Consider the following 22,714-nt stretch of genomic DNA (forward strand, 5'->3'; position numbering starts at 1 on the left):
AGCCTCCCCCATGCGTATCAGTCACGGTAGCGGCATTTTGGGGGACACAGCGGGTGGTGACCGACGCCAAATCAGGGCACACGGCGGCCCCAGAGTGGGTGGGTAGGGGCACACCGATGCAGTACCGCGACTCGAGGACACCCGCATGTCCTCATGCTCGTCTACTCCATCGGGGCGTGCGGGACTTCCTGATGCTGGTGGACCCGTCGATCGTGACTGCTGCCCTCGTACTCGTCTACTCGACGGTCAGCATCGGGCTCATCGAGGTCATCAGGTTCGCTCACCGCCGGTTCGTGCGAAGAAACGAGCTGCCCGCCCGGTCCACAGCACGATGATGACCGCGGCCGACAGCATGATGTCGATCACCTGAACGTCGTGACGCCACCGTCCGCGACGAGGACGACGACCCCGCCACGAGGGAGAGAGCGATGAGGGAAGTGAGCAGCACGCGCGCGTCGCGCCGTCTCCGGGTGAGACCGGAGGCGGCGGCATGCCGACGAGGTAGCTGAGCACCACGCTCACGAGCAGCTCCATCGGAATGCGTGATCCTCGCATCGCCTTGCCGTTTCCGCAGCGAAACGAGACGACGATCACCGTCATCGATTCTCGGGCGCCGCTGTCCCACGCTGTCGCTACCCGAGTGTCGTGCGCGATGTGGGGCCTCCCGGATGGGGCCGAGCCGAAGCCTGCGGCTCCGATTACTCCTCGCCGGGCGGTAGTCGCAGCAGCGCTCCCGGCGCGCGGCAGGTCGCCGCCGCGATCGCCATCGCCTCGTCGAGCGTCCGAGCCACCGCGTCGGGCGACTTCGGGAGGCCGGCGCGAACGAGCGCGGCGGTGACCGAAGCGAGGGAGGCGTCACCCGCGCCCATCGTGTCGACGATCCGGCCGGGCATGGTGTGGATCGGCCGGTGCACGGTCACTCCCCTTCGGAGGAGGAGGGATGCTCCGGCCGCGCCTTCGGTGGCGAGCACGGCTGAGGGGCCGAGGTCGAGCAACCGGCGTGCGGCGGCCTCCAGCGGCTCCCCGTAGAGCAGCTGGGCGTCCTCGTCGCCGATCTTGACCAGCAGGCTCTGGGCGGCGAGCGTCTCGAAGGCGGCTCGGAACGCGTCCAGGTCGGAGATCAGGTGCTCCCGCGGGTTCGGGTCGAGCACGAGCCGGGACGGGGAGTCGTGGACAGCATTCGAGAGAAGCTCGGTCTGCGCGGTGTCGTCGAGGGGAAAGCAGCTGACGACGACGACGGCAGCGGTGTCGAGTGCCGCGCGCTGCCGGTCGTCGAAGGCGATGCGCCGTGCGAGTGCGGCATCGTTGAAGACGTACCGGGGTTCGCCTGCACGCCGGTCCGAGACGGCCCGCGACGAGGTCGGCATGTCGGTGGCCGAGAGCGAGACGCCGAAAGATGCCAGATGGGCGCGGATATCGTCGCCGGCGCGATCCGTGCCCACCATCGCGACGAGTGACGCGTCGAGTCCGAGCCGGGTCAGCCCCACTGCCACGTTCAGGCCGGCGCCGCCGACGTGTTCCTCGGTGGCGTCGGCCCACTGCAACTCGTCGACGAGTGCGTCGCCCACCACGCACACACCGGGCCCACTCATGACGGCCTGATCTCGCCGGAGCCGCGGGGGATGAGGACGGTCGGGACCACGAATGTCTGCGGTTCCGTGGCTGTTCTGTCGAGGCGGGCGAAGATCCGCTCGGCCGCGACGTGCCCGATCCTGGCGGCATCCTGCGCCACCACGGTGAGCCCCGGCTCGAGGAGGTCGCCGAGTTCGACATCGTCGAAGCCCACCAATGCAACGGTGCGGTGCAGATCGAGGCGCCGGAGCGCGCGGAACGCGCCGATGGTGATCAGGTTCTGCGCGCTGAAGATGGCCGTCGGCGGGTTGGGCCCGGCGAAGAGCGACTCGACAGCGGCCTCGGCATGGGCTTCACTGGTCAGGCCCTCGATGATCGTGACTTCTCCCGTTGCGACGCCCGCACGGCCGAGCTCCTCCATGAAGCCGCGCTTGCGTTCCCGCGCGGTCTGGATCTCCGCGCGGTCGCCGAGGTAGGCCAGGTGACGGTGCCCGTGCGCGAGCAGATGTCTCGTCGCCTCGGCCGCGCCCTGCGCGTTGCTCGAGACCACCGCATCTGCTTCCAAGCCGGTGGGCTCCCGGTCGATGAACACCAGAGGGGTTCCGTGCTTCTGCTCGGCGAGCAGGTAGGCCTGGCTGCGTTTGATAGTGGTGAGGATCAACCCATCGACCCGCCTCGCGAGGAAGGCGGACACGGCTGACTCCTCCCTGTCCGGGTCGTCGTCGAGGCTGGAGGCGAAGACCGCGACCCCACGCCGTGCGGCGATGTCCTCGACCGCACGGTGGAGAGAGCCAGAGAACGGGTTCGAGACGCTGCCCACGAGAAGCCCGAGGGTGGCCGTCCTCCGGTCTGAGCGCCGCAGGTTGCCTGCGTGGAGATCCGGCTGGAAATTCAAGTCGGCCGCGGCGCGTCGCACACGTTCGATCGTCGCCGCCGACACGTGGGGCTCGCCGTTGATCACGCGACTGACCGTCTTGATGCCGACGCCCGCCAGAGTCGCCACGTCACGCATCGTCGACCGCCGGGTGGCGCCGCGCGGCCCTGGTGTTGAACTTGACATCGATGTCACGTTTTTCTCCCATTGAACAAGGTGGGCTTGACTATACCGCCCTACATGCTCTAAACCTACTACTGACACCGTTGTCATACGGCATCGGGTCCAGACACCTAGAGGAGTTCAACGTTGAATCTCACAGCACCACACTCCGTCGGTAAGCGCATCCTCGCCGCTTCCGCAATCGCCTCGCTCGCCGCGCTCGGACTGGCGGCCTGCTCAGGCTCGGGCTCGGGCTCCGACAAGGTCGGCGTCTCGCTCATCGTGAAGACGACCACCAACCCGTACTTCGTCGCCATGCAGGACGCGGCCAAGGCCGATGCGGCCAAAGCCGGAGTCTCCCTCACGCTGGCCGCAGGCAAGCAGGACGGCGACGTCGCCACGCAGGTCCAGGCGATCGAGTCGGCGATCGGCCGTGGCGACAAGGGCATCCTGATCACGCCGAACGGCCCGGGAGTCCAGAACGCGATCGATAAGGCACGCAAGGCCGGCCTGTATGTCATCGCGCTCGACACGGTTCCGACGCCGCCCTCGTCGGTCGACATCACCTTCGCCACCGACAACTTCGCCGCAGGCGAGGCGATCGGCAAGTGGACGGCCGGGCAGCTGAACGGCAAGGCGGCCGACATCGCCATGCTCGACCTGTTCAACACCCAGGTCGTCTCGGTCGACCTCAACCGCGACCAGGGCTTCCTGAAGGGCATGGGCATCAAGGTCCCCGACTCCAGCAAGAACGGCAGCGAAGCGAAGAGCGGCGACTACACGGCAGGCACCGGCGGCACGTACACGATCGCCGGGCACCAGCCCACCAACGGCGATGCCGCCGACGGCCGCACGGCGATGGAGACGATCCTTGCCAAGGACCCGAACGTCAACGTCGTCTACACCATCAACGAGCCGGCGGCGTATGGGGCTTATCAGGCTCTGCAGGCGGCAGGCAAGGCCAAGGGAACGATCCTCGTCTCGATCGACGGCGGCTGCACCGGCGTCAATCAGGTGAAATCCGGCATCATCGGCGCGACCAGCCAGCAGTACCCGGCGAAGATGGCTTCGCTCGGCATGGAGGCGATCGTCAAGCTCGCCAAGACGGGGCAGAAGCCGAAGACGACGTCGGGCCTCGACTTCTACAACACCGGCTCCCAACTCGTCACGAACACCGCGGTACCGGGCCTGACGAGCATCACCCCGGATGCCGGCAGCAAGATCTGCTGGGGCAAATAGTCCCTCCAGCACGGGTCGGCGATCCAGCTCGCCGGCCCGGGCCACCGTCCTCGTCCCCGAGGATCCGACAGCGTGGTTCCACAAGCCATCGCGCCGAACAGAGAAGTTCAGGAGCATCAGATCGTGAGTCATCCCACCACGCGTAAGCCAGCCGCACAGACCAAACCAGCGGCTCAGGCGAGCCCTCCCACCTCGGAGCTGGATCTCGCCCAGGAGTTCCTCCACCGGACCACCCCCCTCACCCGCCTCCGGGGCCTGCTGCACCGCTATCCGGCGCTGAGCCCAGCGATCGTGCTGGTGCTTTCGATCATCGTCTTCGGCGTGATCAACCCCCGCTTCCTCAACCCCGGCAACCTGTCGCTGATCACCCAGCAGGTGGCAGTGGTCGGAACGATCGGCATCGCACAGACGCTGATCATCCTCACCTCGGGCATCGACCTCTCGGTGGGTGCAGCGACGACGCTCGCAGGGCTGGTCATCGCGCAGACCGCCTCGAGCAATCACGTGCCGTGGCCGCTGAGCCTCCTGCTCGGTCTCATCGTCGGCATCGCGACGGGCCTGCTCAACGGGCTCCTGGTGACGCGGCTGAAACTGCCCCCGTTCATCGTGACTCTCGGCACCCTGAGCATCTTCACCGCCGTGCTGCTGCTCTACTCGAACAGCGCTTCGGTCCAGGGGCAGAATCTGCCGGGCCCGATCACCGCGTTGGGGAACACGTTCAACATCGGCGGCGTGCAGATCACCTACGGCGTGATCGTGATGGTCGTGCTCTATGCGATCGTCGCCACCATCCTGGGCCGAACCGCCTGGGGGCGTCACGTGTACGCGGTCGGCGACGATGCCGAAGCCGCCCGACTCGCCGGCATCCGAGTCAATCGTGTGCTGCTGAGCGTGTACCTGGCTGCCGGCGCCATCCTCGCCGTCGGGGCGTGGGTGCTGATCGGACGCGTCGACGGCATCGGCCCCAACGACGGCATCTCCACCAACCTCGAGTCGATCACCGCTGTGGTGATCGGAGGCACCAGCCTCTTCGGTGGCCGCGGCACGGTCTGGGGCACCCTGCTCGGAGCCCTCATCGTCGGCGTATTCGAAGAAGGCCTCGCCGTCGCCGGGCTCGATGTGCTCTATCAGGTGCTCGCTGTGGGCATCCTCGTCATCGTCGCGGTCGCGGTCGACCAGTGGATTCGGAAGGCACGGAAATGACTATCGCAACGGACAACCCATCATCGGCGCCGAGTCCGACGGAGACCCGCACCCCGGTGCTCCAGGCTCGCCGCCTGGTCAAGACCTTCGGACGAGTCGTCGGTCTCGACGGCGTGAGCCTCGAGCTCTACCCGGGGGAGGTGCTCGCGGTCATCGGCGACAACGGAGCCGGAAAGTCCACCCTCATCAAGTGCCTGACCGGGGCCGAGATTCCGGATGAGGGCGAATTGTTCCTCGACGGCCAGCCCATCCATTTCCGCCGTCCGCAGGACGCGCGGGTTGCCGGCATCGAGACGGTCTATCAGAACCTCGCCGTCTCGCCCGCCCTCGACGTGGCATCGAACCTGTTCCTCGGCCGCGAATTGCGTCGCAAGGGTGTTCTCGGCTCGGTGTTCCGGATGATGGACACGAAGAAGATGCGCAAGCAGGCGAAGGACGAGCTCACCACGCTCGGGATCACGACGCTCCAGGATGTCACCGTCCCTGTCGAGAACCTCTCCGGAGGTCAGCGGCAGGCGGTCGCGGTCGCCCGCGCGGCTGCGTTCGGCTCGAAGGTCGTCGTCCTGGATGAGCCGACGGCCGCTCTGGGGGTGCGCGAGTCCAAGCAGGTTCTCGAGCTTGTGAAGAACCTGCGGGACCGCGGTATCCCGGTGATCCTGATCAGCCACAACATGCCGCAGGTGTTCGAGGTCGCCGACCGCATCCACATCCAGCGGCTCGGAAAGCGCGCCGCGACGATCACGCCGCAGTCGCACTCGATGACGGATGCGGTGGCGATCATGACCGGGGCTGCCAAGGTTGAGTGAGCCCACGACGCTCTACGCCGAGTTCACCGCTCGGCCCGGCCACGAGGACGAGGTCGAACGCCTCGTGGCCGGACTCGTGGAGCAGGTGAGGCGAGAGCCGGGGAACGTGAGGTTCATCCCCCACCGCCGTGCGGACGATCCCGCTGCGTTCTTCGTCTACGAAGAGTATGCCGACGCCGACGCTTTCGCCGCGCACCTCCGCTCCGAGCACGGCAGGGCGTTCAATGCAGCACTCGCAACTCATATCGTCGAACGCGGCTCACGACTCACCCGGCTCAATCGCATCTGAGCCGGCCGTCGGAAAGAATGAGGGTATGCCCTTCTTCCACCGGCGGTCGCGACGCGTTCCGATGCGCCCGTTCGACGAAGCGGCCATCGTCGCCGTCAGGCCGACGACCCTGGAGCACGCGCTCGAGGAAGGCATGCTGCTCGCGGATTTCGCGGTTCGGATGACCGTGCGCAACGCCATCATCACCGAGATGCTGACCACATCAGGGTCGGTCTTCACGCCGGTCGTCTTCGCGGGGGCGGCTCGGGATGCTCTGCTCGCCCTTGCCGCCGAGGCCGACGCTGGGGAGGCGCGGATCGTGCGCGAACACCATTTCGCCATTGTTCTCGAGGGCGAGCCGGAGCACAGCCACGACTACCGGCCGGTCGATTCGCTCAACCTGCGCCGCCGCGAGGCCCTCTCGCATGCGACCGCGGCAGAGCTCAGGAGGCGATCGGAGGACTCCGCTTATCTCGCCGACCTGGTCGAACGCGCTCGAGCGGAGGCGTGGAGCGAGATCTCCCGTGAGATCGAGTTGCGGATCGACCGCACGTTCGCGCAGCCGGATCCGGTCGGGATGAACGAGCGGCTGGCCGAATTGCGTGCCGAGCTGCAACGCCTGGCCGCGCGCGAGAACTGAGCCTGAGGCGAGAACAGGGCGATAATGCACTGTTATGAGCGTTCTCGATCAATTCGACCTTTCCGGCCGGACGGCAGTGGTGACAGGTTCGACGCGGGGACTCGGCCGCGCGTTCGCCCAGGCACTTGCAGAAGCGGGTGCGAATATCGTCATCGTCGGTCGCGACGGCGGCGAGGCCGACGCGGTCAGCGCCGAGCTGACCGACCAGGGCGGCCGGTCGATCGGGGTGGCAGCCGATGTGACCTCGCGCTCGGACATCGAACGGTTGCTGGAACGGACCGTGAGCGCGTTCGGTCGGGCGGACATCCTGGTGAACAACGCAGGCGTGTGCATCCACAAGCCGGCCGTCGACGTGACGGATGACGAGTGGCGCCAGGTCATGGGCGTGAACGTCGACGGACTGTGGATGGCGAGTCAGGTGTTCGGCCGTCACATGATCGCCGAGGGCGGCGGCTCGATCATCAACGTCGGGTCGATGTCCGCGTCGATCGTCAACCGTCCGCAGTGGCAGCCGGCCTACAACGCGTCCAAGGCAGCGGTGCATCACCTCACCCGCAGTCTGGCGGCCGAGTGGGCGCCCCACCACGTGCGGGTCAACGCATTGGCACCCGGGTACATGCACACCGACATGTCGCCCATCGACGACCCGCGGTTCCACAGGTACTGGATCGAGGACACTCCGCAGCAGCGTGCGGGCGAACCGGAAGAGCTGGGAGGAGCCGTCGTGTTCCTGGCCAGTTCGGCATCGAGCTTCATGACGGGTTCGGTGCTGACGATCGACGGCGGGTACAGCGTCTACTAGGCGGCCGCTCAGAAGTCGGCGACGCGACGTGCTCTTCGGTATCGTCAGCGCTGGAGGCGGGGGCAGAAACACTTTCAGCTTGGTCGGGGGCGTACTTCTCGCTCCAGCGACTGAGCCTCGATTTGCGCACTTTTGCGCACAACCCGGTGAGGTTGTAGGAGATCCGAAGAAATCCTGCGAGCGCAAAGGCCCCGACTTCCGCGTATTCACGCGGATCTCGGGGCCTTCAATCACTAGGATGGACGGCGGAGAATGGGGGATTCGAACCCCCGAGGGCTTGCACCCAACACGCTTTCCAAGCGTGCGCCATAGGCCACTAGGCGAATTCTCCAGGCGTGTGCCGAACCTTGCGGAACGACGACCACGAAGAATCTTACCGGGTTGTGGAGGCGCCTCGCGCCACGAGCATCCAGCTTCATTCGGTATGCTGTTTTCCGGCTCCTCACGTGGCGCCATCCAGGCCAACTCCCCCAGGGCGGAAACGCAGCAAGGGTAACCGGGCTCTGGCGGGTGCGTGAGGAGTCTTTTTTCGTCTTCCGCCCTTTCCCTCGGCTTGCTGTGGATCGGCCCGCCGCGCATCCCGTCGCGGTAGATTCGTTGTGCGATCAGCACCGAACCCGAGGGGGCAGGATGGCAATCCAGTTGAACGAGCTGGCGTCGGAAGCGTACGTCTTCGGCTTCCCGCTGGTGTTCGACCTCGAACAGGTGGAGCGGTTCACCACGTCGGGGCTGGGCAGCCTGGAGCCCGCCCCGTTCAACACGTTCAGTCACGCACGCACGCTGGCCGGCCCTGAGGACACCTTCGTCTCGATCAACAACGACACCGCGTACTCGATCGCGCAGGTCGATCTGGGCGTCGGGCCGATCCGGTTGAGCGTTCCGGATGCGGGGGACCGGTACTACGTCCTGCAGTTCGTCGACGCCTGGACCAACAACTTCGCCTATGTGGGCACGCGGGCCACCGGGCAGCGGGCGGGCGAATACCTGCTCGTCCCGCCGGGCCGGGACGACGGCCTGAGCGCCGCCGACGGAGCGGACGAGGGCGTCACGGTCATCCGCTTTCCGACGAGGGTCGCCACGATCGTCGGACGGTGGGCGGTGAGCGGCGCCGATGACCTTCCGGCGGTGCACGCCCTGCAGGACGCGCTGACCCTGACGGCGGTGCATCCGACGCTCGCTCCGCCGGAAGGCGTTCCGGCCGTCGCCGGAGGCTTGTCCGAGGCGGTCGGGTTCTTCGAGAAGCTGCGGGTCTGGTCGCAGGCGTTCCCGCCCGCGCCGCGGGACAGGGCCGCCCTCGACTCGTACACCGAGCTCGGCTTGACCGGTGCCCACTCGCTCGCCGACGCATCCGGTGCCCTCGTGGCCGCGTTGGAGAAGGGCTACGCCGCGGGCAAGGAGGCGCTCGAGGCGGCGATCCGCTCCGGCGCCCAGGCTCCGCAGCTCAACGGGTGGATGCTCACCGAGCACATGTTCGACTACAACGTCGACTTCTTCGAGGTCGGCACCGTCGACGACCCCGAATGGAAGTCGGAGGACCCCAAGACCCGCTACGCGCAGCGTGCGGGCGCCGCCCGCGCCGGTCTGTGGGGCAACCACGGCTACGAGGCCAGCTACCCGATGACGTACGTCGATGCGGCGGGGGATCCGCTCACAGGCGATCACGTCTACACCCTGCGGCTGCATCCGACGCCCCCGGTGAACGCGTTCTGGTCGCTGACCATGTACGACCTGCCGCTCTTCCTGCTCGTCGCCAACGAGCTGAACCGGTATTCAGTGGGCGACAGGACGCCGGGGATCGTGTACGACGACGACGGAGGACTCACCATCACCATCAGCAGCGTCAAGCCCTCCGACCCCACGGCGGTCGCCAACTGGCTGCCCGCTCCCGAGGGGCCGTTCAGGCCCATCCTCCGCATGTACGCGCCGGAGGCCCCGGCGCTCGACGGGCGCTACGTGCTGCCCGCGATCGAGCGAGTCGACTGAGCCGTGGCGCACTCCCTCTACATCACCTCGGCCGAAGGGCACACGGGCAAGTCGTCGGTCGCCCTCGGCGTCCTCGAGGCACTGCGGGCCACCGTCGGCCGGGTCGGCGTCTTCCGCCCGATCGCGAGGTCCACCCAGGAACGCGACTATGTGCTCGAACTCCTCCTGGAGCGCGTCACCGTTCCGCTCGGCTACGAGCAGTGCATCGGTGTCACCTACGACGACGTGCACGCCGACCCCGACGCCGCCCTCTCCGAGATCGTGCGCCGGTTCCGTGGGGTCGAATCCCAGTGCGACACCGTCGTCATCCTCGGCTCCGACTACACGGATGTCGGCAGTCCCACCGAGCTCGGCTACAACGCGCGGATCGCAGCCAACCTGGGGGCGCCTGTGCTGCTGGTGCTCGGCGGGCGCAGCGGACAGGGGTTCGGCGAGCGTCTGGGGCAGGCCGAGCCGCGCACCGCCGAAGACCTGCGCCAGCTCACCGACATCGCCATGGCCGAGCTCCGCGACGAGCACGCGGCGCTCCTGGCGGTCATCGTGAACCGCGCCGACCCGCTCCACCTCGACGACATCGTCGCCGCCGTCACGACGTCGGTCTCCGCGATGGCCAGCCGGGAGGCGGATGACGTCCCCGTCTGGGCCGTTCCGGAGGATCCGTTCCTGGTGGCGCCGAGCATGCGCTCGATCATGGAGGCGACCGGCGCGACGCTGCTCGCCGGAGACGAGACGCTGCTGGCGCGGGAGGCGCTCGGCGTCGTGGTGGCGGCGATGTCGATGGACAACGTGCTCCCGCGGCTGATCGAGAGCTCGGTCGTGGTGGTGCCGGGCGACCGCACCGAGGTGCTGCTGGCGGTGCTGCTGGCCAACGCATCCGGCACCTTCCCGTCCATCACCGGGATCGTGCTGAACGGCGGGTTCGACCTGCCCGAGCCGATCCAGCGGCTGATCTCGGGGCTCCGCTCGACGGTGCCGGTCGTCAGGACCGACCTCGGGACCTTCGACACCGTCGTGCGTATCACCCATGCGCGCGGGCGGCTCGCAGCCGACTCGCAACGCAAGTACGACACGGCCCTCGCCCTGTTCGAGCGCCACGTCGACGCGACCGCTCTGCTCGCGCGACTCGACCTCAGCCGGCACGACGTGGTCACGCCGCTGATGTTCGAGTACGACCTCCTCGAGCGGGCTCGTGCGGCGAACAAGCACATCGTGCTGCCCGAGGGCGAGGACGACCGCATCCTGCGGGCCGCCGCCACCCTGCTGGCGCGCGGTGTCGCCCGGCTGACCATCCTGGGCGAGCCGTTCGAGATCCGCGCCCGTGCGGTCGAGCTCGGCCTCGACCTCTCCGCCGCCGAGGTGCTCAGCCCATTCGACGACGTGCTCCGACTCAAGTTCGCGCAGGAGTACGCGACGTTGCGCTCGCACAAGGGCATCACCCTCGATCAGGCGTCCGACACCGTCACCGACTCGTCGTACTTCGGCACGATGTTGGTGCATTTCGGGCTCGCGGACGGGATGGTCTCGGGCGCTGCGCACACGACGGCCCACACCATCCGGCCCGCGTTCGAGATCATCAAGACCCGCCCGGAGGTCTCCGTGGTCTCCAGTGTGTTCCTGATGGCGCTCGCCGACCGCGTGCTGGTTTACGGGGACTGCGCGGTCGTCCCCGACCCCACCTCGGAGCAGCTGGCGGACATCGCCATCTCGTCGGCGGAGACCGCGTCGCAGTTCGGCATCGAGCCGCGCGTGGCGATGCTGTCGTACTCCACCGGCGACTCCGGAGCCGGCGCCGATGTCGAGAAGGTGCGCGTGGCCACGGCGATGGTGCACGAACGTGCGCCGGAGCTCCCGGTCGACGGTCCCATCCAGTACGACGCGGCGGCGGATGCGGCGGTCGGCGCCGCGAAGCTGCCGGGCTCGGAAGTCGCGGGCCGGGCGACGGTGTTCATCTTCCCCGACCTCAACACGGGCAACAACACCTACAAGGCCGTGCAGCGGAGCGCGGGAGCCGTCGCGATCGGGCCGGTGCTGCAGGGGCTGCGCAAGCCGATCAACGACCTCTCACGAGGCGCCCTCGTCGACGACATCGTCAACACCGTCGCGATCACGGCCATCCAGGCGGCGCTGGCATGAGCGCGGTGCTGGTGGTCAACAGCGGCTCCTCGTCGTTCAAGTACCAGCTGATCGACATGGACACTGAGGAGGCGCTCGCCGGCGGCCTCGTCGAGCGCATCGGCGAGAGCTCGGGCCACACGACGCATCACGGGCCGAACGGCACGAGCGAGCGCACCCTCCCGATCCCCGATCACACCGCCGGGTTCCGGGCGATGCTCGACGCGTTCGACGACGACGGTCCGAGCCTGACCGACTTCCCGCCCGTCGCCGTCGGGCACCGGGTCGTCCATGGCGGCAAACGGTTCTTCGAGCCGACCGTCGTGACTCCGCTGGTCGAGATCAACATCGAAGACCTCGCCGACCTGGCGCCGCTACACAATCCCGCGAATCTGCAGGGCATCCGGGCCGCCGAGAAGGCATTCCCCGACGTCCCGCACGTCGCAGTCTTCGACACCGCCTTCCACCAGACGCTTCCGCCCGAGGCCTACACGTACGCGATCGACGCAGCGCTCGCCGAGAAGCATCGTGTGCGCCGGTACGGGTTCCACGGGACCTCGCACAAATTCGTCTCCGAGGCGGCGGCAGAGGTCGTCGGCCGGCCGCTCGGCGAGCTCAAGCAGATCGTCCTGCACCTCGGCAACGGGGCCTCGGCCTGTGCCATCGACGGCGGCCGCTCGGTCGACACCTCGATGGGCATGACCCCGCTCGAGGGCCTGGTCATGGGCACGCGCTCCGGCGACATCGACCCCGCGGTGCTCGTGCACCTCGCCCGCCGGGCCAACCTCAGCATCGACGACCTCGACGAACTGCTCAACCGCAGAAGCGGCCTCCTCGGACTGTCGGGGCGCGGCGACATGCGCGACGTGCGCCGAGCGGCCGAGAACGGGGATGCGAACGCCCAGCTGGCCCTCGACACCTACGTGCACCGGCTGAAGCGCTACATCGGGGCCTACATCGCCGAGCTCGGCGGCCTCGACGTGCTCACCTTCACGGCGGGCGTGGGCGAGAACGACGCCGCACTGCGCGCGGACGCGCTCGCGGGGCTCGAAGGGCTGGGCATCCGGATGGACGCAGCACGCAACCAGGAGCGGTCTCGCGAGGCGCGGGTCATCTCCACCGACGACTCGCCCGTGACCGTGCTGGTCGTGCCGACCAACGAGGAGCTCGAGATCGCGCGGCAGACGCTCGCGGCGATCGGGGAGAGCGTGGCCGCCGGGTGACCTCCGGCCGGTGAGGATGACGGTGAGGTCATGCGGTGGCGGGAGCGGCGGCGAACCGGTCGGGCGGCGATCGCCGTCGCCTGCGGACTGATCGCCGCGCTGGTGCTCACCGCGTGCGTGGCCGGGCGCCACGGCCGGCTGGGGCCACGGTTCGTGACGCCGCCGCTCATCCACTACACGTCCGTGCTGTGGCCCGTGCCGCTGCAGCTGGTCGGCGTCGAGCCGGGCAGCCGGATCCGCCTCGAGGCGTCGCTCGACACCGGGCACGGCCGCTGGAGCTCGTCGGCGACCTACACGGTCCCGGCCTCCGGGACGGTCGACCTGGCCACGGCCAAGCCGCAGCTCGCCGCGTTCACCGAACCGGACTCGGCCGGCTTGTTCTGGTCGCTGCGCGGCCCGGACATCGACCCGTCCGACCTCATGCAGCTCTGGATGCGCTCCACCGTGTCGGTGGCGATCGACGCCCAGGAGAACGGGCGTGTCGTGGCGAGCCGCGAGTTCGTCCTCGACGGGCTGGGGTCGGACGTGCCGCCGATCACGGTGAGCGCCTTCGACATCGCCGACGCCGCTGAGGCTGCGGGGGAGGACTTCCCGTCGCCCCGGTCGGTCGAGGACATCGCCGTCGGCGCCTATTTCAGCGCCCGCTCGGCCGAGAGGCCACGCAGGCCGGTCGTCATCGTGTTCGACGATCCCGCGGTGGGGGCGTCGTCCGACTACGTCGGCCCTCTGCTGAGCCAGTTCGGCGCGGCGGTCTTCGTGCTTCCGGTGAGGAGTACCGCGCCCGGCGTGTACGCCGCCAGCGTCATCGACTCGTCGAAGTTCGGAGCGGTGCTCGACTGGCTGATCCAGCGCCCCGAGGTGGACGGGCGTCACATCTTCACATACGGCACGTCGCAGTCGGCTCAGTTCGCGCTCTGGGCCGCCACGCGGTTCAGTGATCGGGTCGCCGGCGTTTTCGCCGCGGGGGGCGCCACCGCGATGCTGTGCCTTCGGGGAGCGCACGTCCCCCCGGTGTTCGAGAACGGCGCGCGCACACCCTGCCAGCGGGGCTCCGACCGCATCGTCGCCTCGCGGGTGCTTCCCCTGCGATCCGTCAGCGGCCCGGTCGTGGCCGCCTGCGCCGGACGGGACGAGGTGCTGCCGAACGCCTGCGCGTGGCTCGAGGCGGCCATCCGGGATCGTGGCCAGCGCGCGGGCGACACGATCGTGCGCGCGCCCGAGTCGGTGCACGCGATGACCGTGCCGCCCGGCCTTCCGATCGCGCTTCCCGAGGGCGCGGCGGCGCAGGCGACGGAGAAGGCCAGGGTCGCGTTCTGGGACGCGGTCGGCGGCGTGCTCCTCAGGGCGGCCCAAAGGTGAGGGCACGGCGATGAGACGCGGACGGCGGACGGGCTGGGCGGCGATCGCCGTAGCCTGCGGTGTGATCGCGGCGCTCGTCCTCACCGGATGCGTGGGCCGGCCCGGCACCGCGCTCGGGCCACGGTTCGTGACGCCGCCGCTCATCCACTACACCTCGGTTCTGTGGCCGGTGCCTCTCGAGCTGGTGGGGGCGGAGCCGGGGAGCCGGGTGCGCCTGGTCGCCTCGGTGGACTCGGTCCACGGCAGGTGGAGCTCCACCGTCACTTACACCGTGCCCGCCTCGGGGACCATCGACCTGGCGACCGCCAGGCCGCAGCTCGCCGCCTTCGCCGAACCGGACTCCGCAGGCCTGTTCTGGTCGCTCCACGGCCCGCGCCTGAACTCCTCCGACCAGTTCCGGCTCTGGATGCGCACCACGGTGGCCGTGACGATCGACGCCTACGACGACGCGCGCGTGATTGCGAGCCGGGTGTTCCTGCTCGACGGCCTCGGGACGGAGACCCGGCCGGTCACCGTCTTCAGCAGCGAGCTCGACGCGGCGGCCGAGCGCGGCGGTGACACCCAGCCGCCGCTCGGCCTCCCCGACCCGCCACCGCCGGACACCCAGGCGAACGGTCCGGTCGGCGTCTTCTACAGCGCACGCTCGATCGAACGCCCACGCGTTCCGGCCGTGATCCTGTTCGACGATCCGGCCGAAGGGGCGTCGGCGGACTTCGTCGCACCCCTGCTGGCGCAGTTCAGCGCCTCGGTCTTCGTGCTCCCGGTGACCCGGGACAGCGACGCCGTGCACTCCGCCAGCGCCATCGACTCCACGACGCTCACGGCGGTGCTCGATTGGCTCGCCGAGCGACCCGACGTGAACGCGCGCAACATCTTCGTCTACGGCACGTCGCAGTCCGAGCAGCTCGCGCTCTGGGCGGCGACACGCTTCGCCGGGCGGGTGAGGGGCGTCTTCGCCGCGGGCGGAGCAACCACGCTGCTGTGTCTGCCGGGCGGGCTGGTGTCGCCGGCGTTCGAGAACGGCATCGGGATGCCCTGCCAGCGGAATCCGGACCAGATCAACGACTTCACGGTGGTGGCGCTCGACACGGTGCCCGGGTCGGTGGTCCTCGGATGCGCGGGCCGGGACGAGGTGCTCGCGAACTCCTGCCTGTGGCTCGATGCGGCCGTGCGGGGCCGGGGGACGCGGGCGGGCGACGTGATCGTGCGCGCACCGGATGCCGTGCACGCGATGACGGTGCCGCCCGGGCTCCCGATCGCGTTGCCGGACGGCGCGGCCGCGCAGGCCACGGAGAAGGCGCGGGTCGCGTTCTGGGACGCGGTCGGCGGAGTGCTGCTGAGGGCGGCGCAGCAATGACCGGCTCGGCGCTGACCGGCTCGGCGCTGACCGGCTCGGCGCTGACCGGCGCGGCGCTGCGGCGTGCCGTCGCGTCGATCGCGGCCGTCCTCGCCGTGCTGCTGGCGCTCGCCGGATGCGTCGTCGCGCCCGGGTCGGCGCCGACGCGGTTCGTGATCGACCAGCCGCGCTCGGGGATCACCGATCCCGTCGCCATCTCTGTCGTGGGGTTGCAGCCCGGCCAGTCCGTCGTCGTCACGGCCAGCAGCGCCACCACGACCGGGCCATGGACCGCGAGGGGGGTGTACACCGTGCCCCCGAGCGGCATCGTCGCCCTGTCGAGCGCCCGGCCGCTGATCGCCCCGTACCCGTCGCCCGACCCGGCCGGGCTCCTGTGGAGCATGCAGGGTCCGTCCCAGAGTCAGGCGCAGCTCGAGGACACCTGGGCGATCGGCGACCGCGACATCCGGCTGAAGGCCGTCCAGAGCGGCCGGGAGGTCGCCGCCACGACGATCCACCGCACGGGGTTCGAGCACCAGGTCTCCGTGCGGTTCGTCTTCGCCGGCGATCTCATCCGGGGCGACCAGAACACGGCGCCCGGCGGGACCACCTTCGACGTGCGCATCGGAACCTTCTACGAGCCCGACCCGAGCTCGAATGCGCCGCGGGCCGCCGTGCTGCTGATCGACGGCGACGACGGAGGCGGAACCGCGACGTTCGTCGCGTCGCAGCTGGCGAGCGCCGGGTTCGCGACCTTCGTCGTGTCGGCATTCGGCCCCGAAGGCCAGATCCCGGGCTCGTCGGCCCTGTCGGTCGAGAGGATGAAGTACGGCCTCACCTGGCTGCAGCGCCAGCACGACGTCGACTCCGGCCACATCTTCACGTTCGGCACGTGGCGCGCGTCGCAGCTGGCGCTGTGGTTCGCCGCCGCCTATCCGGACGAGATCCACGGCGCCATCGCCGCCAGCGGGACCACCGCGCTGCTGTGCACCTCGGCGGCCGGGTCCCCGGTGCTGACCGAGAACGGCGAACCGGTGCCGTGCGAGGACCCGCAGCGCACCATCGCCGACACCGCCCAGCTCCCGCTCGACCGCATCGCGGGCCCGGTGCTGCTGGCGTGCGGGCAGAAGGACGAGATCCTCGCCAACGCCTGCGAGTGGCTGGCCGCCGGACTCACCATCCGCCGTAATCGACCGGGAGACGTGTATCTGAGCGAGCCCGGCGCCGGGCATTCGATCAGCACCCCGCCGCTGATCCCGGTCGGCCTGCAGGGCCTCTCGCGGTCGGGCGCCCAGGCCACCGAGGACGCACGCGTCTCGTTCTGGTCGCACGTCACCGCGCTGCTGCGGAGGGCGGGATGATGAGGAGAGCCGACGGGTGGGCGGCGGCCGTGCGACGCGTCGTCGCCGTGGCCGGTGGGCTGCTGCTCGCGGTCGCCGCCCTCTCCGGATGCACGGCCGGGGCGCCGCACAGCGTCGGACCGAGGTTCGCGGTGAGCCGGGATCCCAGCCCGGTGTGGGAGCCGGTGGGCATCCGGTTGCTCGCTCTGCCCCCGGGGGAGCGCGTCACGGTCACCGCGACCGTGACGGCGGGTGCGGTCTGGACGTCGCAGGCGGTCTACCTGGTGCCGGCGGGCGGCGAGGTGGACTTCGGCAGTCAGGCTCCGCTCGCGGCGCCGTTCCACGGCGCGGACGGGATGGGACTCTTCTGGTCCCTCGCCAGCACGTCGGGCGCGCCCGCCACCTCCGGCGAGACGTGGGACGCGTCCACGGTCACCGTCACCCTCGTCGCGCGGATCGCGGGCCGGGCGGTCGCCGAGACCGACGTGCACCGGATCGGCCTGTTCGTGGCGGCGCCGTCGCGCGCGGTGTTCGACGACGGGATCCTCGGCGACTACTTCGAGCCCACGGTCAGGTCGGTCGGGCTGAAACCCGCCGTGATCGTCTTCGACGGGACCGACACGGGCACTCCGACGGGTGTTCTCGCGGCCTCGCTGATCTCGGCTCTCGGGTATCCGGCTCTGGCACTGTCCACGTACGGCTCGGCCGGACAGCTCGATCCGCGGCACACCTTCCCGGCGGAGCGGTTCACCTCCGCCCTGAGCTGGCTCCGTTCCCAGCCCGGCGTCGACCCGGAGCGCGTCTTCACGTTCGGCACCTCGCGCGGCGCCCAGCTCGCCCTCTGGACGGCGGTGGCGTTCTCCGACGACGTGTACGGCGCCATCGCGCCGGCCGGCACCACCGGGGTCATCTGCAATTCGCCGATCCCGAGTCCCTCGGTGACGGTCAACGGAAGCTGGGTGCCGTGCACCATCGGCACGCGGCAGGTGGACCCGGCGGCGGTGCTCGACCTCGGGAGCATCCGGGGACCGATCGTGCTCGGCTGCGCCGGACGCGACGAGCAGCTCGACAACGGATGCGCGTGGATGACCGCGGGGCAGCGGGCTCGCGGAACGGTGCCGGGCGACGTGTTCCTGCGCGCTCCGGACTCCACCCACCTCTTCTACGTTCCGCCGTACACGCCGCTCTACCTGGCGACGCCGCGCTACGCGCAGGCCACGGAGGATGCCCGGGTCGCGCTCTGGAGGGCGATCGCCGCCACCCTGCGCGGCTCCGTCGAAGGCTGAGCGGCGGCGCCCCGACTGTCGGTGGGGCCAAGTACGATGAGTGGGTGGTTACCGCACTGTATCGCCGCTATCGGCCAGACACCTTCGCCGACATGATCGGGCAGTCGCAGGTGACCGAGCCGCTGATGACGGCGCTGCGCACCAACCGGGTCAATCACGCCTATCTGTTCAGCGGTCCGCGGGGTTGCGGCAAGACGACGTCGGCGCGCATCCTGGCCCGCTGCCTCAATTGTGCCGAAGGCCCGACGGACACCCCGTGCGGCAAATGCGCGAGCTGCATCGAGCTCAGCCGTGACGGCAGCGGCTCGCTCGACGTGGTCGAGATCGACGCGGCCAGCCACAACGGCGTCGACGACGCCCGCGACATCCGTGAGCGCGCCATCTTCGCTCCGGCTCGCGACCGCTACAAGATCTTCATCCTCGACGAGGCGCACATGGTCACGCCGCAGGGCTTCAACGCGCTGCTCAAGATCGTCGAAGAACCGCCGGAGCACGTCAAGTTCATCTTCGCGACCACCGAGCCCGAAAAGGTGATCGGCACCATCCGGTCGCGTACCCACCACTACCCGTTCCGTCTGGTGCCCCCGGCCCAGATGCTCGAATACGTGCAGACGCTCAGCGACAGCGAAGGCATCACCGTCGCCCCCGGCGTGCTGCCGCTCGTGGTGCGGGCGGGCGGAGGCTCGCCCCGCGACACGCTGTCGCTGCTCGACCAGCTGATGGCCGGCTCCGACAACGACACCGTCGACTACGAACGGGCCGTCGCACTGCTCGGCTACACGCACGCCGCCCTCCTCGACGAGGTCATCGACGCCATCGCGGCCCGGGATGCTGCGGGCGCGTTCGCCGCGGTCGATCGCGTCGTGCAGACGGGTCAAGACCCGCGCCGCTTCGTCGAAGACCTGCTCGAGCGCCTGCGCGACCTGATCGTCGTGGCCGCGACCAGCGCCGAGGGCGCCGCCGCCGTGCTGCGCGGTGTGCCCCAGGACGAGCTCGACCACATGAGCCTGCAGGCGATGAAGTTCGGCGCGGCGGAGCTGTCGCGATCGGCGGACATCGTCAACGCCGCCCTCACCGAGATGACCGGCGCCACCTCGCCCCGACTGCACCTCGAGCTCATGATCGCCCGCGTGCTCGTCCCGTCGAGCGACGAGTCCGAGCGCGGCGCACTGGCCCGGGTCGAACGACTCGAGCGGCGCGTCGGCGTGAGCGACGCCGGCGGAAGCGCGGGCGGGGCGGCTGCCGGTGCTGCGCCGGTCGGTGGTGCGCCTGCTGCTGGTGCTGTGCCGATCGCTGCTGCCGTGGCGCCTGCTGTGCCTGCCGCCGCTGCGCCCGCTCCTGCGGCCGAGCGTTCTGCGGCGCCTGCTGCACGATCGAAGGCGACGGAGGCCACGACGCCTGCCGCCGAGTCCGCTCCCGCACCCGCTCCCATCCCGGCACCTCCCGCCGCTCCCGCTGCGGGCGCACCGGCTGCAGCCGCTCCTGCGGCAGTCGGGCCGGTCACCACCCAGCAGGTGCGAGACGCGTGGCCCCAGATCCTCGACGCCGTTCAGCGCGCCAAGCGCAGTGCCTGGATGGTGGTCTTCACCGCTCAGGTCCGCTCGCTCGAGGGAGACGTGCTCAGCCTGTCGTTCCCGAGCGACAACGACGTCGCCGGCTTCCGCCAGCAGCAGACCGACGGCGCCCTCGGCGTGAGCGAGTACCTCCGGCAGGCGATCGTCGACGTGCTCGGCATCCGGGTGAAGTTCATCGCGCGCGCAGACGGTGCTCCCGCCGGCGGTGCTCCGACCGGCGGTGCTCCGGGCGGCGGCTCGGGCGGCACACCCAGTGGCGGGGGAGCTCCAGGACCCGCCGCGACGTCCACCTCCGCACCTGCTGCGCCCGCGGCATCCGGTGCCTCGGCTCGCTCGTCGAAGCGGGCAGCGGGCGATGCGGCGCCGGCTTCGGCACCCTCACCCGCGTCATCCGCCGCGTCGTCTGCACCAGCATCGCCATCGGCCGCGGCCGTCACCACCGAGTGGGCGACCGTCTCCATCCCCGGTTCGAACGGCGCTGCGGCGCCCGTCGAGGCGACGTCGGCGGACTCCACTGCGACCGCTCCCGCGCTCGCCGCCACCGCGGTCGCCACGCTCGAGCGCGACGCCGTCCCGTACGACGACGTGCCGCCGCCCGAGATCGAGCCGCCCGACGAGCCGCCGCTTCCCGACGAGCCGGACGACGAGTGGGCAGAGGCTCCCGACGACGGCGGCATCCCGCCGCGCGAGTCCGCGTCCGCACCGCCGGCACGCTCCGCCGGAACCCGGCCGGCAGCGGCGACGGTCCCGGCGTCGGCGAACCGGGCGAACCCGGCTCCGTCTTCGGCGGCGTCCGCTTCGGCATCCGGAGTTCGCACGCCCACGTTCCAGCAGCCGCAGCGCTACGGCGAAGCGGTGGTGCGGGAGATCCTCGGCGCCACCTTCATCGAAGAGCAGGCGGCTCCTCCCGCCGGGGCGAGGTAACGCGTGTACGAAGGAATCGTCCAGGAGCTCATCGACGAACTGGGCCGACTTCCCGGCATCGGGCCCAAATCGGCTCAGCGGATCGCCTTCCACATCCTGCAGACCCAGACATTCGACGTCACCCGGCTCGCCGAGGTGCTGCTCGAAGTGCGCGAGAAGGTGCGGTTCTGCGAGATCTGCGGCAACGTCTCCGAACGGGAGACCTGCACGATCTGTCGTGACCCGCGTCGAAACCCCGCCCTGATCTGCGTGGTCGAAGAGGCGAAAGACGTGGTCGCGATCGAGCGCACGCGCGAATTCCGCGGGCTCTACCACGTGCTCGGAGGCGCGATCAGCCCGATCGACGGCGTCGGGCCCGACGACCTGCGCATCCGTCAGCTGATGCAGCGGCTCGCCGACGGCACCGTGCAAGAAGTCATCATCGCGACCGACCCCAACCTCGAAGGGGAGGCGACGGCCACCTACCTGAGCCGCCTGCTGACCACGCTCGAGATCCGCGTCACCCGGCTCGCCTCCGGGCTGCCCGTCGGCGGAGACCTCGAATATGCCGACGAGGTGACGCTCGGCCGGGCGTTCGAAGGCCGCCGGCTCGTCACCTGACCGTCACCCGCATCCATCACAGGCCGGTTGGGCGTCGCGTCATATTCCGGATGGCGAAAGCGACGCCGGATAGAATAGCCACTCCGGCTTTCCAGCCAGCAAACCCAGGAGTGTCCGTGGCCCTGATCGTGCAGAAATACGGCGGATCGTCCGTCGCCAACGCCGAGAGCATCAAACGCGTCGCCAAGCGAATCGTCGAAACCCGCAAGGGCGGAAACGAAGTGGTCGTCGCCGTCTCCGCCATGGGCGACACCACCGACGAACTGCTCGACCTCGCGCACGACGTCACCCCCATCCCGGCCCCCCGCGAACTCGACATGCTGCTGACCGCGGGGGAGCGCATCTCCATGGCGCTGCTCGCCATGGCCATCCGGAGCATGGGTTACGACGCCCGCTCGTTCACCGGCAGCCAGGCCGGAATGATCACCGACGCGCAGCACGGAGCCGCCCGCATCGTCGACGTCACGCCCGGCCGCATCCGAGACGCGCTCGACGAAGGCGCCATCGCGATCGTCGCCGGCTTCCAAGGCTTCAACCGCGACACCCGCGACATCACCACCCTCGGCCGCGGTGGCTCCGACACGACCGCCGTCGCGCTCGCGGCAGCCCTCGGCGCAGAAGTCTGCGAGATCTACACCGACGTCGACGGCGTCTTCACCTCCGACCCGCGGGTCGTCCCGAGCGCCCGCAAGATCGACCGCATCACCAGTGAAGAGATGCTCGAACTCGCTGCGGCGGGCGCCAAGGTGCTGTATATCCGCGCCGTGGAATATGCCCGCCGCCACAACGTGACCCTGCACGTGCGGTCCTCGTTCAACAACAACGAGGGCACACTCGTGCTCAACGAAGCTGCGGCCGCCGCCGCGAAGCAGAAGGACGGAACCGTGGAAGAGCCCATCATCGCCGGAATCGCCACCGACCTGAGCGAAGCCAAGATCACCGTCGTCGGCGTGCCCGACGTGCCGGGCAAGGCCGCGCAGATCTTCAAGATCGTCGCCAAGACCGAGGCGAACGTCGACATGATCGTGCAGAACGTGTCCGCCGCCTCCACCGGCCTCACCGACATCTCGTTCACGCTGCCCAAGTCCGAAGGTCAGCGCGTGCTCACCGCCCTCAAAGCCGAGCAGCAGGACGTCGGCTTCCAGGCTCTGCAGTACGACGACCAGATCGGCAAGCTCGCGCTCGTCGGCGCCGGTATGCGCACCAACACCGGGGTATCCGCCAAACTGTTCGCCGCCCTTTACGAAGCCGGCATCAACATCGAGATGATCTCCACCAGCGAGATCCGCATCTCGGTCGTCACCCGCGCCGACAGTGTCAACGAGGCCGCCCGCGTCGTCCACACCGCGTTCGGTCTCGACGGAGACACCCAGGCCATCGTCTACGCCGGAACCGGACGCTAGCGCCCGGG

General features: G+C 69.6%; 19 protein-coding genes, 1 tRNA gene and 1 other RNA gene. 17 read left to right on the forward strand and 4 right to left on the reverse strand.

Features of this window, described 5'->3' with window-relative positions; genetic code table 11:
• Positions 1-270 precede the first annotated feature (270 nt).
• From ACFVV5_RS05935 to ACFVV5_RS05945, 3 genes are all read right to left on the reverse strand, one after another.
• Positions 271-600, reverse strand: coding sequence for a hypothetical protein (locus tag ACFVV5_RS05935; protein WP_387240422.1), 330 nt, complete (start codon positions 598-600; stop codon positions 271-273).
• A gap of 98 nt (positions 601-698) precedes the next feature.
• Entirely contained in the window at positions 699-1,592 is an 894-nt protein-coding gene (locus ACFVV5_RS05940; RefSeq protein WP_387240425.1) for a PfkB family carbohydrate kinase, read from the reverse strand.
• Entirely contained in the window at positions 1,589-2,584 is a 996-nt protein-coding gene (locus tag ACFVV5_RS05945; RefSeq protein ID WP_387241308.1) for a LacI family DNA-binding transcriptional regulator, read from the reverse strand. The genes ACFVV5_RS05940 and ACFVV5_RS05945 overlap by 4 nt, the downstream gene beginning before the upstream one ends.
• 171 nt (positions 2,585-2,755) lie before the next feature.
• Between ACFVV5_RS05945 and ACFVV5_RS05950 the strand changes: the two genes are divergently transcribed.
• The 6 genes from ACFVV5_RS05950 (at position 2,756) to ACFVV5_RS05975 (ending at position 7,566) form a co-directional block, all read left to right on the forward strand.
• Complete coding sequence (locus ACFVV5_RS05950) at positions 2,756-3,847, forward strand: substrate-binding domain-containing protein (protein WP_387240427.1); 1,092 nt, start codon at positions 2,756-2,758, stop codon at positions 3,845-3,847.
• A 123-nt stretch (positions 3,848-3,970) separates the two neighbouring features.
• The gene (locus tag ACFVV5_RS05955; RefSeq protein WP_387240430.1) at positions 3,971-5,050 is read left to right on the forward strand and encodes an ABC transporter permease; all 1,080 of its coding nucleotides are present in this window, start codon (positions 3,971-3,973) and stop codon (positions 5,048-5,050) included.
• Positions 5,047-5,856, forward strand: coding sequence for an ATP-binding cassette domain-containing protein (locus ACFVV5_RS05960; RefSeq protein WP_387240433.1), 810 nt, complete (start codon positions 5,047-5,049; stop codon positions 5,854-5,856). The genes ACFVV5_RS05955 and ACFVV5_RS05960 overlap by 4 nt, the downstream gene beginning before the upstream one ends.
• A complete protein-coding gene (locus ACFVV5_RS05965) occupies positions 5,849-6,145 on the forward strand; it encodes a putative quinol monooxygenase (RefSeq protein WP_387240436.1) in 297 nt (98 codons plus the stop codon). The genes ACFVV5_RS05960 and ACFVV5_RS05965 overlap by 8 nt, the downstream gene beginning before the upstream one ends.
• A gap of 25 nt (positions 6,146-6,170) precedes the next feature.
• A complete protein-coding gene (locus tag ACFVV5_RS05970; protein WP_387240439.1) occupies positions 6,171-6,764 on the forward strand; it encodes a hypothetical protein in 594 nt (197 codons plus the stop codon).
• A gap of 34 nt (positions 6,765-6,798) precedes the next feature.
• On the forward strand, positions 6,799-7,566 hold the full coding sequence (locus tag ACFVV5_RS05975) for an SDR family NAD(P)-dependent oxidoreductase (RefSeq protein ID WP_387240442.1): 768 nt from the start codon (positions 6,799-6,801) through the stop codon (positions 7,564-7,566).
• 246 nt (positions 7,567-7,812) lie between these two features.
• Here ACFVV5_RS05975 and ACFVV5_RS05980 read toward each other — a convergent pair.
• Positions 7,813-7,897, reverse strand: a tRNA-Ser gene (locus ACFVV5_RS05980).
• Positions 7,898-7,999: 102 nt separating this feature from the next.
• Here ACFVV5_RS05980 and ffs point away from each other — a divergent pair.
• The 11 genes from ffs to ACFVV5_RS06035 all read left to right on the forward strand — a co-directional run bounded on the left by ffs (position 8,000) and on the right by ACFVV5_RS06035 (position 22,706).
• Positions 8,000-8,096, forward strand: an RNA gene (ffs, locus tag ACFVV5_RS05985) — signal recognition particle sRNA small type.
• A 100-nt stretch (positions 8,097-8,196) separates the two neighbouring features.
• Positions 8,197-9,549 (forward strand): DUF1254 domain-containing protein, encoded by a 1,353-nt coding sequence (locus ACFVV5_RS05990; RefSeq protein ID WP_387240445.1) that lies wholly within the window; start codon positions 8,197-8,199, stop codon positions 9,547-9,549.
• A 3-nt stretch (positions 9,550-9,552) separates the two neighbouring features.
• Positions 9,553-11,682: a phosphate acetyltransferase gene (pta, locus tag ACFVV5_RS05995; protein ID WP_387240448.1), complete on the forward strand. Its 2,130-nt coding sequence runs from the start codon at positions 9,553-9,555 to the stop codon at positions 11,680-11,682.
• Positions 11,679-12,884 carry an acetate/propionate family kinase gene (locus ACFVV5_RS06000; RefSeq protein ID WP_387240451.1) on the forward strand — a complete coding sequence of 402 codons (1,206 nt, stop codon included), beginning with the start codon at positions 11,679-11,681 and terminating at the stop codon, positions 12,882-12,884. Before pta ends, ACFVV5_RS06000 begins: the two co-directional genes overlap by 4 nt.
• A 30-nt stretch (positions 12,885-12,914) precedes the next feature.
• Positions 12,915-14,243: an acyl-CoA thioesterase/BAAT N-terminal domain-containing protein gene (locus tag ACFVV5_RS06005; protein WP_387240454.1), complete on the forward strand. Its 1,329-nt coding sequence runs from the start codon at positions 12,915-12,917 to the stop codon at positions 14,241-14,243.
• Between the two features lie 10 nt (positions 14,244-14,253).
• Entirely contained in the window at positions 14,254-15,600 is a 1,347-nt protein-coding gene (locus ACFVV5_RS06010; protein WP_387240456.1) for an acyl-CoA thioesterase/BAAT N-terminal domain-containing protein, read from the forward strand.
• Positions 15,597-16,940 carry an acyl-CoA thioesterase/BAAT N-terminal domain-containing protein gene (locus tag ACFVV5_RS06015; RefSeq protein ID WP_387240459.1) on the forward strand — a complete coding sequence of 448 codons (1,344 nt, stop codon included), beginning with the start codon at positions 15,597-15,599 and terminating at the stop codon, positions 16,938-16,940. Before ACFVV5_RS06010 ends, ACFVV5_RS06015 begins: the two co-directional genes overlap by 4 nt.
• On the forward strand, positions 16,937-18,205 hold the full coding sequence (locus tag ACFVV5_RS06020; protein WP_387240462.1) for an acyl-CoA thioesterase/BAAT N-terminal domain-containing protein: 1,269 nt from the start codon (positions 16,937-16,939) through the stop codon (positions 18,203-18,205). The genes ACFVV5_RS06015 and ACFVV5_RS06020 overlap by 4 nt, the downstream gene beginning before the upstream one ends.
• A 44-nt stretch (positions 18,206-18,249) precedes the next feature.
• The gene (locus ACFVV5_RS06025; protein ID WP_387240465.1) at positions 18,250-20,703 is read left to right on the forward strand and encodes a DNA polymerase III subunit gamma and tau; all 2,454 of its coding nucleotides are present in this window, start codon (positions 18,250-18,252) and stop codon (positions 20,701-20,703) included.
• Positions 20,704-20,706: 3 nt separating this feature from the next.
• Positions 20,707-21,303, forward strand: a complete 597-nt coding sequence (recR, locus tag ACFVV5_RS06030) for a recombination mediator RecR (protein WP_387240468.1) — start codon at positions 20,707-20,709, stop codon at positions 21,301-21,303.
• A gap of 116 nt (positions 21,304-21,419) precedes the next feature.
• Positions 21,420-22,706 carry an aspartate kinase gene (locus ACFVV5_RS06035; protein WP_387240471.1) on the forward strand — a complete coding sequence of 429 codons (1,287 nt, stop codon included), beginning with the start codon at positions 21,420-21,422 and terminating at the stop codon, positions 22,704-22,706.
• Positions 22,707-22,714: the final 8 nt, after the last annotated feature.

Source organism: Leifsonia sp. NPDC058248, from assembly GCF_042881905.1.
GTDB lineage: Bacteria > Actinomycetota > Actinomycetes > Actinomycetales > Microbacteriaceae > Leifsonia.